The sequence below is a fragment of the Mesorhizobium sp. M2A.F.Ca.ET.043.05.1.1 genome, assembly GCF_003952445.1.
In the GTDB taxonomy this organism is placed as follows: Bacteria; Pseudomonadota; Alphaproteobacteria; order Rhizobiales; family Rhizobiaceae; genus Mesorhizobium.
Window position 1 is genome coordinate 421685 of the sequence record NZ_CP034446.1, and the last position, 13236, is coordinate 434920.

General features: G+C 65.5%; 12 protein-coding genes. 3 read left to right on the forward strand and 9 right to left on the reverse strand.

Going from position 1 to position 13236, the window contains the following annotated elements:
• Window positions 1–36: 36 nt before the first annotated feature.
• The 4 genes from carB to EJ069_RS02030 form a co-directional block, all read right to left on the reverse strand.
• Window positions 37–3540: a carbamoyl-phosphate synthase large subunit gene (gene carB, locus EJ069_RS02015; RefSeq protein ID WP_126059837.1), complete on the reverse strand. Its 3504-nt coding sequence runs from the start codon at window positions 3538–3540 to the stop codon at window positions 37–39.
• A 156-nt stretch (window positions 3541–3696) separates the two neighbouring features.
• Complete coding sequence (locus EJ069_RS02020; protein WP_126059838.1) at window positions 3697–4500, reverse strand: SH3 domain-containing protein; 804 nt, start codon at window positions 4498–4500, stop codon at window positions 3697–3699.
• Between the two features lie 98 nt (window positions 4501–4598).
• Window positions 4599–5357, reverse strand: coding sequence for a metallophosphoesterase family protein (locus tag EJ069_RS02025; RefSeq protein WP_126059839.1), 759 nt, complete (start codon window positions 5355–5357; stop codon window positions 4599–4601).
• Window positions 5358–5362: 5 nt separating this feature from the next.
• On the reverse strand, window positions 5363–5719 hold the full coding sequence (locus tag EJ069_RS02030; RefSeq protein ID WP_126059840.1) for a helix-turn-helix transcriptional regulator: 357 nt from the start codon (window positions 5717–5719) through the stop codon (window positions 5363–5365).
• A gap of 193 nt (window positions 5720–5912) precedes the next feature.
• Between EJ069_RS02030 and EJ069_RS02035 the strand changes: the two genes are divergently transcribed.
• Entirely contained in the window at window positions 5913–7076 is a 1164-nt protein-coding gene (locus EJ069_RS02035) for an MFS transporter (protein ID WP_126059841.1), read from the forward strand.
• Window positions 7077–7158: 82 nt separating this feature from the next.
• Here EJ069_RS02035 and EJ069_RS02040 read toward each other — a convergent pair whose 3' ends face one another.
• Complete coding sequence (locus EJ069_RS02040) at window positions 7159–7623, reverse strand: MarR family winged helix-turn-helix transcriptional regulator (protein ID WP_126059842.1); 465 nt, start codon at window positions 7621–7623, stop codon at window positions 7159–7161.
• Between the two features lie 188 nt (window positions 7624–7811).
• On the opposite strand from EJ069_RS02040, the gene EJ069_RS02045 reads away from it, so the two are divergent.
• Window positions 7812–8606, forward strand: coding sequence for an SDR family oxidoreductase (locus EJ069_RS02045; RefSeq protein WP_126059843.1), 795 nt, complete (start codon window positions 7812–7814; stop codon window positions 8604–8606).
• 3 nt (window positions 8607–8609) lie between these two features.
• On the opposite strand, the gene EJ069_RS02050 is transcribed toward EJ069_RS02045, so the two are convergent.
• Entirely contained in the window at window positions 8610–9212 is a 603-nt protein-coding gene (locus EJ069_RS02050; protein WP_126059844.1) for a LysE family translocator, read from the reverse strand.
• Window positions 9213–9311: 99 nt separating this feature from the next.
• Between EJ069_RS02050 and EJ069_RS02055 the strand changes: the two genes are divergently transcribed.
• Window positions 9312–10178, forward strand: a complete 867-nt coding sequence (locus EJ069_RS02055; protein WP_126064609.1) for a LysR substrate-binding domain-containing protein — start codon at window positions 9312–9314, stop codon at window positions 10176–10178.
• A 56-nt stretch (window positions 10179–10234) separates the two neighbouring features.
• Here the strand turns inward: EJ069_RS02055 and EJ069_RS02060 are convergent, their stop codons facing one another.
• The 3 genes from EJ069_RS02060 to EJ069_RS02070 all read right to left on the reverse strand — a co-directional run bounded on the left by EJ069_RS02060 (window position 10235) and on the right by EJ069_RS02070 (window position 13219).
• Window positions 10235–10885: a dihydrofolate reductase family protein gene (locus EJ069_RS02060; protein WP_126059845.1), complete on the reverse strand. Its 651-nt coding sequence runs from the start codon at window positions 10883–10885 to the stop codon at window positions 10235–10237.
• 96 nt (window positions 10886–10981) lie between these two features.
• Entirely contained in the window at window positions 10982–11824 is an 843-nt protein-coding gene (locus tag EJ069_RS02065; RefSeq protein ID WP_126059846.1) for a protein-L-isoaspartate O-methyltransferase, read from the reverse strand.
• Window positions 11825–11860: 36 nt separating this feature from the next.
• The gene (locus EJ069_RS02070; protein ID WP_126059847.1) at window positions 11861–13219 is read right to left on the reverse strand and encodes an Nramp family divalent metal transporter; all 1359 of its coding nucleotides are present in this window, start codon (window positions 13217–13219) and stop codon (window positions 11861–11863) included.
• Window positions 13220–13236 lie beyond the last annotated feature (17 nt).

Genomic DNA, 13236 nt, shown 5'->3' on the forward strand with positions numbered 1-13236 from the left:
CCTGAGACATCTCTTGCGCGGGCGTTACGATCTTAGTTACCCAAAATACTCCTGCAGCGGCCGCACCTCTAGGTTCCCAGCCCTCAACGCCGCAATCGCCTCCGCCACCGCCGCGGCCCCAGACAGCGTCGTGTAATATGGCACCTTCTGCATCAGCGTCGCGCGGCGCAGCGACTTCGAATCCGACACGGCCTTCTGGCCGTCAGTCGTGTTGAAGACGATCTGGACCTGGCGGTTGCGGATGGCGTCCTCGATGTGGGGGCGGCCTTCCAGCACCTTGTTGATCTTTTCCGCAACAACGCCGTTCTCGGCTAGGAAGCGGGCGGTGCCGGAGGTGGCGAGCACCTTGAAGCCCTGTTCCGCCAAACGCTTGACCGCCGGCAGGATGCCCTTCTTGTCCTCGTCGCGGACCGAGACGAACAGCGTGCCGGAGCGGGGCAGGTCGACATTGGCGCCGAGCTGGCTCTTGGCGAAGGCCAGCGCGAAGTCGCGGTCGAGGCCCATGACCTCGCCGGTCGAGCGCATTTCCGGGCCGAGCAGGATGTCGACGCCGGGGAAGCGGGCGAAGGGGAAGACGGCTTCCTTGACCGCGATGTGGCCGGGATTGCGCGGGTCGGGCATGGCGCCGTAATGGGCGAAGGCGTTTTCCAGCGTCTCGCCGGCCATGATGCGGGCTGCAATCTTTGCAATGGGACGCCCGATGGTCTTGGCGACGAAGGGCACGGTGCGCGAGGCGCGCGGGTTCACTTCCAGCACATAGACCGTGCCGTCCTGGATGGCGTATTGCACGTTCATCAACCCGCCGACATTGAGCGCGCGGGCGAGCGCGGCCGTCTGCCGCTCCAGCTCGTCGACCAGGTCCGGGTGCAGCGAATGCGTCGGCAGCGAGCAGGCGCTGTCGCCCGAATGGATGCCGGCCTCCTCGATATGCTCCAGAATGCCGGAGACGAAGGTCTCCTTCCCGTCGCACAGGCAGTCGACGTCGACCTCGATGGCGCCCTTCAGATAAGTGTCGAACAGCAGCGGGTTCTTGCCGAGCAGCGTGTTGATCTGGCCGGTCTTGTCGTTGGGGTATTTCTGCTTGATGTCCTCCGGCACAAGGCCGGGCACGGTGTCGAGCAGGTAGGTCTGCAGCATGCTTTCGTCATGGATGATCTGCATGGCGCGGCCGCCGAGCACATAGGACGGGCGCACTACCAGCGGGAAGCCGAGCTCGCCGGCGACGAGGCGCGCCTGCTCGACCGAATAGGCGATGCCGTTCTTCGGCTGGGTGAGGTTCAGCTTGTGCAAGAGCTTCTGGAAGCGGTCGCGGTCCTCCGCCAGGTCGATCATGTCGGGCGAGGTGCCGAGGATCGGGATGCCGGCCTTCTCCAGCGCATCGGCCAGCTTCAGCGGCGTCTGGCCGCCGAACTGGACGATGACGCCGACCAGCTCGCCCGAGGCCTGCTCGGCGCGCAGGATCTCCAGCACGTCCTCCGCCGTCAACGGATCGAAATAGAGGCGGTCGGAAGTGTCGTAGTCGGTCGAGACCGTCTCCGGGTTGCAGTTGACCATGATCGCTTCATAGCCAGCGTCGCGCAGCGCGAAGGCGGCATGGCAGCAGCAATAGTCGAACTCGATGCCCTGGCCGATGCGGTTCGGGCCGCCGCCGAGGATGACGACCTTTTTCCGCGCCGACACGCGCGCCTCGTTGGCTGGTTCGCCGACGAAGGGCACTTCATAAGTCGAGTACATGTAGGCGGTCGGCGAGGCGAACTCGGCGGCGCAGGTGTCGATGCGTTTGTAGACCGGATGAATGTCCAGCTTTTCGCGGGCCTTCTGGACGACTTCGGCGTCGGTCTTCGTCAGCGAGGCGAGGCGGGCGTCGGAAAAGCCCATCGCCTTCAGCATGCGCAGGTTGACCGCATCCTGCGGCAGGCCGTGCTCGCGGATGCGTTCCTCCATCGCGATGATGCCGGCGATCTGCTCGAGGAACCACGGGTCGATCTTGCACATGGCGTGCACGTCTTCCAGCGACGTGCCCATGCGGATCGCCTGCGCCACCATGCGCAGCCGGTCCGGCGTTGGCGTGCCGAGTGCTGCACGGATCGCGTTGCGGTCGTCGGTATGGCTGGCGGCCGCGCTGCCATGGCCGAGGCCGGGGATCTCGATCTCGTCGAGACCGGTCAGGCCGGTTTCCAACCCGCGCAAGGCCTTCTGCAGCGATTCCTGGAAGGTGCGGCCGATGGCCATCACTTCGCCAACGGACTTCATGGCCGTGGTCAGCACCGGCTCGGCGCCGGGGAATTTCTCGAAGGCGAAGCGCGGGATCTTCGTCACCACGTAATCGATGGTCGGCTCGAAGGAGGCCGGCGTCGCGCCCCCGGTGATGTCGTTTTCCAGCTCGTCCAGCGTATAGCCCACGGCAAGCTTGGCCGCGACCTTGGCTATCGGGAAGCCCGTGGCCTTCGAGGCCAGCGCCGAGGAACGCGAGACGCGCGGGTTCATCTCGATGACGACGAGGCGGCCGTCGGCCGGGTTGACGGCGAACTGCACGTTGGAGCCGCCAGTCTCGACGCCGATTTCGCGCAGCACCGCGATCGAGGCGTTGCGCATCATCTGATACTCTTTGTCGGTGAGCGTCAGGGCAGGGGCAACGGTGATCGAGTCGCCGGTGTGCACGCCCATCGGATCAAGGTTCTCGATCGAGCAGACGATGATGCAATTGTCCGCCTTGTCGCGGACGACTTCCATCTCATACTCCTTCCAGCCGAGCACGCTTTCCTCGATCAGCACCTCGGTGGTGGGCGAGGCGTCGAGGCCGGACTGGACGATGTCGTAGAATTCGGCGCGGTTGTAGGCGATGCCGCCGCCGGTGCCGCCCATGGTGAAGGAGGGGCGGATGATGGCGGGAAGGCCGACATGGTCGAGCGCCTGGGCGGCGATCGCCATGGCATGGCTGATATAGCGCTGCTTGCGGTCGCCTTCGCCGAGGTTCCAGCGGGTTTCCAGCGCGTCGAGCGCGGCATCGAGGTTTTCCGGGTTCTCGGCCTTCAGCGCGGCGCGCTCCGCCTCATGCGTCTTGCGGTCGGCGTTCTTGACGTCGGTGGCGTTGGCCAGCATCGAGCGCGGCGTCTCCAGCCCGATCTTGCTCATCGCCTGGCGGAACAGCGCGCGGTCCTCGGCCTTGTCGATGGCATGCGCATCGGCGCCGATCATCTCTACTTGATAGCGCTCCAGCACGCCCATGCGCCGCAGCGACAAGGCGGTGTTCAGTGCCGTCTGGCCGCCCATGGTGGGCAGCAGCGCGTCCGGCCGCTCCTTGGCGATGATCTTGGCCACCACTTCGGGCGTGATCGGCTCGATATAGGTGGCGTCGGCCAGCTCCGGATCGGTCATGATGGTGGCCGGATTGGAGTTGACCAGGATGACGCGAAAACCCTCTTCCTTCAGCGCCTTGCAGGCCTGGGTGCCGGAATAGTCGAACTCGCAAGCCTGGCCGATGACGATGGGGCCGGCCCCGATGATCAGGATCGACTTGATGTCGGTGCGTCTTGGCATATTCGAAAAATCCGTTCGGCGAGCGGCTTGCACGAAAAACCGGGACGGGAGGACCCGGCCGGTTGTGCTTGCGATTCTGGTATCAGGCTAGGAGGGCCTTATAGGGAAGAGTTTTGCGGGATGTAACCCCGAAAATGCGGGTTATTGGTTGGCCCGCTATTCCCCCAGCGCCAGCTGATCCGTGATCTCGAAGCGCTCTGAAACGCCGATCCGGATCATGTTGAGCGTGCCTTCGCGGGTGAAGCGGAATTCTTCGGACGAGTCCGAGCTGCTCGGCTGGCCGCCATGGAAGGTGATGATGCGCACACCGCCATCCGGCCAAGTCACCGTGACATCGCTGTCGCCGTCCTTGCGCGCGACGGTCACCGCGCAACGGGTCATCGGCTGGCCGATGCGGCGCGCGCAGGGAATGCCGCCGGCCGCGTCCGGAGCAGGGCCATCGGATTCGGGGCTCGCCGAGGTCACGAAAGCGAGACCGTAGGCATCCAGCATGGCGGTCCTGACGATCTCGGTCGCGGAAGGCGGGTCGGCCGGCTCGCCGCCGGCCAGGCGCGCCGCTATGTCAGGCTGCGGTTCTTCGGGAGGTGGCTGGGGCGCGGCAGCCGCATCCGCCGGCGCGGCGCTGTCTTCAGGGGGCGACGCTAGATTATTGGGGCTGAGATAGCGTGCGGGCGCCCAGCCGGTTATGTGGGCGTCCTGCGTGTCCTCGACCTTGCACCAAGGATAATTGTTGACGGTCTTGCAGCCGTAATTCTTGACGGCCGAGCCGTTGGGCAGGCGCGCTTCGATCTTTCCGCCTGACGAAGCGGTGGCTCGAATATTGAGCAGATCGTCCGGCGCGAGACCACCGATGATCGAGATGATTGTGCCTGGCGCATCCTGAGCCAAGGCCGGGAGGGCGGCCAGACACAAAGGAGCGGCGATCAGCAGCGACGATCGGAGCGTGACTTTGCGCTTCATCCCTCGGCCATGCACTTCAATCGTGGTGCTCGATCCTGGATACGAGTTGCAGCTCAATCCTGGATATAAGCTCCCTCAATCCTGGATATGAGCTGCGCTCAATCCTTTATAAAACCGGTCCGCAGCGCTCGCGCCCATTCCGGCCTCCCCGCTTGTTCGGCCTGCTTTGCGGCGGCTTCATGGTCGTAGTCAACGGCGATGCTCTCGAAGCGGCTGGGACTGCCGTCCTTGCCGAGCTCGACGATGCCGTAGCGGGCGTGCGGTGAGCCTTGCTCCGAGACATGCGCCGGCGGCGTGTCGTCGTCATAGGCCGGGCAGCCGATGCTGCCGGGATTGAAGATGACCGGACCGCCGGGAATTTGGATCAGCTCGTTGCGGTGGCTGTGGCCACACAGCACCAGGCGACAGGCCGGATCGAGCGGCTTCAGCCGGCGCCTGATCGCGGCCAGCGGCGCGCGCACCAACTGGCCGTCGACAATGGCGTCGGCGAGATATTTCTCGTCATGGTCCGGCCGGGCGTGGAAGGCGGTGACACCGGGCGCGATCTCCAATGTCAGCGGCAACGCGAGCAACGCCTCGCGCTGCGACGAGGTCAGCCGTTCCTGGGCGTAGCGATCGGAGGGCCACATGGCTTCGTCGGCCGTGTCCTGCGCGACGCGGCGGTCGTGGTTGCCGCGCACCGTCGGCAGGTTCAGCGCCTGCAACCGTTCCATCGTCTCGCGCGGCCAGAGCGGGCCGGAGACGCAGTCGCCGAGATCGACCGTGATGTCGGCGCCGCCGCGCCGGTTCAGATCGTCGAGCACGGCATCTAATGCCAGGAGGTTGCCATGGATGTCGGCGAGAACGGCGATGCGCATGCTGTTCAGGCCGAAACCTCAACCTCGGACACGCCGACCGCCGGCAGATCCTTGTCGCCGTCGGCCGCGGCGATCACGCTGTCGAGCAGGCCTGGAAAACGCCTGTCCAGGTCGTCGCGGCGCAGCGTGATCAGCCGGCTGGTGCCGACCGCTTCGCTGCGGGTGACACCCGCCTCGCGCAGCTTGGCGAGGTGGTAGCTGAGGTTGGTCTTGGAGGCGAGGTCGAGGAACTTGCTGCAGTTCATCGGCACGCCTTCCTTGCGAGCCAGATAGCGCACGATGGAAAGCCGGGTCGGGTCGCCGAGCACGGCAAGCACGATCGGCAGGCTGATCTGGTCGGCGGTTGGATGGGGCAATGTCATGACCAAGAATTAAGCACAAACGCAACGAACTTCAACGCGGCTCCTTTCCCTGCCTATAGACGCAGCCTCCTTCTTTCGGCCCCGTCCTGACACAGGGCTGTCAGCAGGGTTCAGCTATTTTCTGCCGGCTCGGTTGACATCATGCCCTGTTATGTCCAATTGTTCAATAACTTTTGAACTAAGGACAATTCCCATGGACAAGCGGATCTTCTGGCTGGCGCTCGGGTCGTTCGCGATCTCAACCGAAGGCTTCGTCATCTCAAGCCTTCTTCCCGACATTGCGTCCGATGCCGGCATTTCGGTGCCGCTCGCCGGCTCGCTGATCACCGCCTTCGCGCTTGCCTACGCCATCGGCGCGCCGGTGCTGGCGACGCTGACCGGCGAATGGGACCGGCGGCGCGTCATCTTCTTCGTCATCGGCAACATCGTCGCCGCGCTGAGCTCGTCCTTCGAATTGCTTTTGATCGCGCGCATCGTCATGGCGCTGTCGTCCGGCCTGTTCGCCGCGACGGCGCAGGGCACGGCCGTGGCGCTGGTCGACGACCATCACCGGGCGCGCGCCATTGCCGTCGTCGTCGGCGGCACCACTGTGGCCGTCGCCGTCGGCGCGCCGCTCGGCGCGCTGGTCGCGGCGATCGCCGGCTGGCGCGGCACGTTCTTCGCCATCGCCGCGCTCGGCGCGCTGTCGGGCGCGATCCTTTGGTGGCGGCTGCCACGCGGCATCATCGGCACCAGGCTGCCGCTGAAGCGCAGGCTGGCTGCGGCGCTGCGCCCCGGCGTGATGCCGATCCTGCTGACGACGGCGCTTGCGCTGGTCGGCGCCTTCACCGTCTTCGCCTTCATCGCGCCCTTGGCCATTCAGGGTGGCGGGCTGTCGCCGATCGCGCTGCCCGGCATGCTGCTCGCCTTCGGCGTCGGCGCCGTCATCGGCAACATCGCCGGCGGCCAGGCCGCCGACCGCTTCGGCGCGACCCGCACCGTCGCCTGGTCGCTGACGCTGTCGGCCGCGATGCTCGTCACCTTCTCGCTGATCCCGACCTTCCTGCCGCATTCGATCGCCGGGCCGGCGCTGATGGCCATGATGGTGCCTTGGGGCATCGTCGGCTGGGCCTTCCCGCCGGCGCAGGCGAGCCGCATCCTCAAGATCGCGCCGGACGCCGCCCCGATCGTCTTGTCGCTCAACGCTTCGGCGCTCTATTTCGGCGTCGCGCTGGGCGCGGTGGTCGGCGCCGCGGTGCTGCGCTTCGGCGCGCCGGCTGATCTCGGCCTGATCGCCGCGGTGTTCCCGATCGTGGGGCTCGGCATCGTGCTGGCGGGAAGAATGTTTGCCCGGCCCGTGGCCATGCCCGCGGAGTAAGACGTGCCGATATTCAGGTGAGTCCGGCCTGACCTGAGTCAGCACGTCTTCACAGCTGAAGAATTGATCGGCGGTCGCTTCTTCAGCTCGAGGCGGCGGCCGCCGGCATTTCCAGGTCGAGATCGGCCACCACATCGAGCGCCGCGCGCAGCTTGGCCGCCTGCTCCGCGCCGAGCTTCTCCTCGAATTGCCGCTGGGCGATGCTCCAGAGCTTGAGCGCCTCGTCGAGCTTGGCCCGGCCTCGGGGCGTCAGCCGCACGCGCCTGACGCGGCGGTCGTCCTTGTCGGGAAAGGTCTCGACATAGCCGTCGCGGATCAGCGGCTTCAGCGTGTGGCCGAGCGCGGAAAGGTCCATGATCAGCGCCTCGGCGATGGCGCCCATCGCCGGCTCGTCGCTGATGTGGATCTGAAAGAGCAGGCCGAACTGCGTGCTTTTCAGACCTGTTGGCCCCAGCGTGTCGTCATAGAAGCGGCCGAGGCTGCGCGCGGCGCGGCGTAGCGTGGCGTTGTTGCAGTCGCTGAATCCGGGCTTTCGAGCTTCGGTCATGATCACTCCTTGCCGGCGCAAAGACGCGCCAGCCTGCCGCAGAAATAGTTTTTGCCGCAGCCGTTGACAAGATGGTGGCATATACCTATTTCGCCGAAAGTGGCATATGCCACTGATTGAGATCAGGGGCTCGGCTGATGATGCGATCACCGAAGCTGAGCTGGCGAAGCGAACAAAGGAACAGGACAATGAGCACGAAGGACAACAAGGGCACGGCCGTCATCACCGGCGCGTCCTCAGGCATCGGCGCGGTCTATGCTGACCGGCTGGCAGGGCAGGGCTACGATCTAGTGCTGGTGGCGCGCCGCGCCGACCGGTTGCAGGAGGTGGCCGACAGGCTCGCCTATGCCTATGGCCGCAAGGTTCAGACGATCGTCGCCGATCTCTCCGTCGACGCCGATCTGCGCCGCGTAGAGCAGGCGGTCGCGACGGATGACAGCGTGACGCTGCTGATCAACAATGCCGGCGTGGCCGGCCTGGAAACGATCGCCGACGCCGATGCCGACACGGCGGAGCGCATGATCAAGGTCAATGTCATTGCGCTGACCAGGCTGACCCGCGCGGTGTTGCCGGGTCTGCTCAAGCGCAATCGCGGCGGGATCATCAACATCGCCTCGGTCGTTGCCTATGGCATCGCGGTCGGCGGCATCTACAGCGGCACCAAGGCCTATGTCGCCAACTTCACGGAAGCGCTGCAGAAGGAAGTCGCCGGCACCGAAGTGAAAGTCCAGTCCGTCGTGCCCGGGCCGATCCGCACCGAATTGTGGGACGTCTCCGGAATCAGCCTCGACAGGATCAATCCGGACTGGATCATGAGCGCCGAGGATCTGGTCGACGCGGCACTTGCCGGCTTCGTCCAGGGCGAGACAGTCACCGCGCCCGGCCTTGCCGACGCGGCCGGGCTGACGACCTATCTCGGCGCCAGGGATCAGTTCTTCGGCAGCCTGTTCTCCGGCAAGCCGGCGGCGCGCTACGCGGTCTGACCTCTATGAAGCTGGCCGCCACATCTGCAGGATGGAGGCGGCCAGCAGCAGGCCGAGCACGACGTTGAGCGCCCGCCACTGGCGCTCCGTCTTGAGCAGGCGGGCAAGCAGGGTTCCCGCCACACACCACAGCGACAGCGAGAGGGCTGCGGCCAGGCCGAAGACTGCGCCGAGCAGCAGCGCGAGTTGCAGCGGACCATCCGCCAGGGCCGCGAAGGAGGCCGCGGCTCCAAGCCCCATCGCCCAGCCTTTCGGGTTCATCCACTGGATGCCGGCGCCGCCGAAAAAGCTGTTCGGCCTGGCCATGCTGATGTCGAGGTTGGGCGGACCGCTGCGGCCGATCTTAATCGCCAGCCAGATCAGATAGAGTGAGCCGGCAATCTTCATCGCAAGCTGCAGGGAGGGCACCGCGGCGAGCAGGCCGGCGAGGCCTGCCGCGCCAGCGGCCGCCACAGTCGCCAGCCCCGCCGCGCTGCCGGCCATCAGCGGCACCGAACGGCGAAAGCCGAATTGCGCGCCGGAGGCGGTCGAGAGCGTTGTGGCGATGCCGGGCGTCGAGGTCGAGATCAGCGCGAACAGGACCAGCGGGATGATGGTTTCGGACATGCGGGCTTCCCAGTCGAGAAGCCGGCATGCTTAGGCGCTTCGCGGCATCAGTAAATGCAATGTTTGATATGGTTTGCATTAGAGAATATAATGGAAGCCATGATCCGCGATCTCGACACGACTCTCATCCGAACCTTCGTCACCACCGCCGACAAGGCCAGCATGACGGCGGCCGCCAATGCGCTCCACCTGACGCAAGGCGCCGTCAGCCAACAGATCAAACGGCTGGAAGATGTGCTGGGGCAAAGCCTGTTCGAGCGCGACCGCCGCGGTCTGAAGCTGACGCGTTCCGGCGAGCGGCTGCTCGACAAGGCCAGGCGCCTGCTGCAGCTCAATGACGAGATCCTCGCCGAAATCAGGGGCGGGGCGGTTGCCGGACAGGTGCGGATCGGCGTGCCTTACGATCTCGTCGGCACGCTGCTCGCGCCGGTGCTGAAAGCTTACGCCGAAGCCTATCCGCAGGTGGAGATCTCGCTGGTCTGCGCCTCGTCGCCGGAGCTCGCGGCGGCCCTGGCGGCGGGCACGATCGACCTTGCCGTCATCGAGGAGCGCGTCGGCCGCAGCGCCGGCGAATGCCTGCTCGTCGACCGGCTGGTCTGGGTGGGCGCCAAAGGCGGCGCGGCACGGCTGAAGCGGCCGCTGCCGGTTTCGATCGTTGCCGACACCTGCGCCTTCCGGCCGGCGGTGCTGGCGGCACTTGCCGAGCACGGGCTCGACTGGCGCACCGTGTTCGAAAATGGCAACATCGACGCGACGACCGCGACGGTGCGCTCCGACCTTGCCGTGACCACCTGGCTTGCCTCGACGGTGCCGGCCGATCTCGACATCCTCTCCGATGCCGGTCTTCCGCCGCTGCCGAATTTCTCCGTCAACCTGCACCTGCCAAAGCATGCCACCGCGCCAGCGGCAAAGGCTTTTGGCAGCCACATCCGCGAGGGTCTAGCGCGCTATCGCCAGGCGGCGTGAGCATACTTTCTTTCCTCTCGCCCGCTTTGGCGGGGGAGAGGAAACAAGCCTGGACGCTACTTCCAGGTCCTGCGCCGTTCGAGTTCGGCTTCGGAAGGCTCCTGCTGGGCAAACGAGCCCGTGCGGATTTCGCCCGCGCGCTCATAGGTCGCCATGATGACGCCGGTGGTGGTAGCCTGGGATTTGACGAGCTTGAAGGCTGCCGGCACCGCGTTGTCGCCGAACAGCCGCTTGCCCTTGCCCAGAAGCAACGGGAAGATCATCAGCCGGATCTCGTCGATCAGGCCGTTGGCAAGCAGGGTCTGGATCAGATTGCCGGAGCCCTGGATGAGCAGGTCAGGCCCGTCTTCCTGCTTGATCTCCTTAAGCCTGGCAACGATATCGGGCCCGAGCGACTGGGTGTTCTCCCAGGTCAGAGAATCCGGCCGATGCGTCGCCACATATTTGGTCGTCGGGTTGAAAACATCCGCGATCGAATCCTTCTGATACGGCCAGTAGGCGGCGAAAATGTCGTAGGTTCTGCGGCCGAGCAGCAGGTCGAAGGGTTTGGAGAGCAGCTCCTCCATCGCCGTGCCCGCGACCTCGTCGAAGTAGTGGAACGTCCAGCCGCCGAATTCGAAGCCGCCGACCGGATCCTCTTCCGGTCCGCCGGGCGCCTGCATGACGCCGTCGAGGCTGACGAAGGTGGCGGCGATGATCTTGCGCATAGTCTTTCTCCTTTTGGCTGGTCCGCGCCCGTCGCGGCCGGATTTCGAGCTAAGGACGAACGGCAAGGCCGCTTTCCGACACGGCCCCGCGAATTTCTACCGCGTGTCATCAGCGCGAATGGTGCGTGACGAGAACCAGACATCGCCGAAGACGGCGGTGGCGGTGCGGTCGGGCGCCTTGTCTTTTCTCAGCCAGATCGAGCGGGTGCGCGCGGCGCGCTCGCGGGTCGGTATTTTCGCGCCTGGCTCGACGGCGGAGGCGCCGACGCAAGGAATGAACCACGAGCCCATGAAGGGCCGGCACGCGAAGCCATTTTCCAGGCGGGTTATGAGGACCGCGAGGCCGACGGTTTCGGAGGGACGCCACGGAAAGATCATGCGGCCGCCGGACTTCAGCACTCCCAACCATGCGGCGGGCGGGGCGACGACGCCGGCATTGACATAGATGATGTCGGAGGGCGGTAGCGGATTGGCGACGGCGTCGCCCTGAACCACTTCGACGTTGGAGTACTGGGCAAGGTTCGCTTTGGCGCGCGCGGCAAGATCGGCCTCGATCTCGAAGGCGGTGACGCTGCCGCCCGGCTCGACCAGCTTAGACAGCAGCGCCGTATAATATCCGGTGCCGGCCCCGATATGTGTGACGGCCTCGCCTGGCTTCGGCTCGACCTTGCCGAGCCACATGGCGTGCAGGAGCGGCTCGCCATTGTTGATGCCCTTGTCGGCATCGAGCACGACGAGCACGTTCTGATAGATGTAGCTCGGATCGGCGCTCGGCGTCTCGAACCGGCCTTCGCCGGCAGACACCGTCCACGGTCCCGGGCCGAGAAAGGCCTCGCGCGGCACCGAGGCGAACACCTCCTCGACGCGCGGATCGGCTGAGCGGGCCTGCGCGGCCATCAGCTTGGCGTAGAATCTGCGGGCTTCGTCGCGTTCTGACATAGCGCCAAGATAGCGTGTGCGGCTGGAATGTCGCGATCAGCCGGCGAAGGTATCGTAGAGCAGCTTGAAGTTGAGAACGAGGATGACGGCCGCCACCACCCAGGCCAGCGCTGCAACGCCGCGCGGTACGGCGAAACTGCCCATCTTCTTCCTGTCCGACACGAACTGCACCAGCGGGATGACCGCGAAGGGCAGTTGCATCGACAGCACCACCTGGCTGAACACAAGCAGCTCGGCCGTGCCTTTCTCGCCGTAAAGCGCGGTAACGACCACCACCGGGACGATGGCGATGCCGCGCGTCAGCAGGCGCCGCGCCCATTGCGGGATGCGCAGGCGCAGGAAGCCCTCCATGACAATCTGGCCGGCGAGCGTGGCGGTGACCGTCGAGTTGAGGCCGGAGGCGAGCAGCGCGACAGCGAACAGGATCGAGGCGATGCTGAGGCCGAGAAGCGGCGACAGCAGCTCGAAGGCCTGGCCGATCTCTGCGACGTCGTGATGCCCGGTGTTGTGGAAGGCGACTGCCGCGACGATCAGGATCGAAGCGTTGACGAACAGCGCCAGGATCAGCGCGATCGTCGAATCCGTCGTCGCCCATTTGATAGCGTCACGCTTGCCGGTCTCGGTGCGTTCATAGGCGCGGGTCTGCACGATCGAGGAATGCAGATAAAGGTTATGCGGCATGACCGTGGCGCCGATGATGCCGATGGCGATGTAGAGCATCGCCGGATTGGCGACGATTTCGGATGACGGCACGAACATCGAATGCAGGATCGTGCCGGCCGGCGGTGCGGCGACGAAGATCTGGATGGCAAAGCAGCCGAAGATGATGATCAGCAGCGCGACGACGAAGGCCTCGAGATAGCGGAAGCCCCTGTTCATCAGGAGGAGCACCAGGAAGGCGTCGAGCGCGGTGAGGATGGCGCCGCCGATCAGCGGAATTCCGAACAGAAGCTGCAGCGCGATCGCCGTGCCGATGACCTCGGCAAGGTCGCAGGCGATGATCGCCAGCTCGCAGGCGATCCAGAGCACCAGATTGACGGGGCGAGGATAATAGGCGCGGCAAGCCTGGGCGAGGTCGCGGCCGGTGGCGATGCCGAGACGGGCGGCGAGCGCCTGCAGCAGGATCGCCATCAGGTTTGACAGCATGATGACGAAAAGCAGCGTGTAGCCGAACTGCGCGCCACCGGCGAGGTCCGTCGCCCAGTTGCCGGGGTCCATATAGCCGACCGAAACCATGTAGCCCGGCCCCATGAAGGCAAACAGGCGGCGGAACCAGACGCCGGTCCGCGGCACCGCGATCGAGGCGTTCACCTCGCGCAGGCTTGGCTGCTCGTCGTCCGGCCTGTCGAATCGCCATGAGGGTCGGGCTACGGTTGCTGCATCGGCATCGGACATGGGATTTCCGCTGGAAT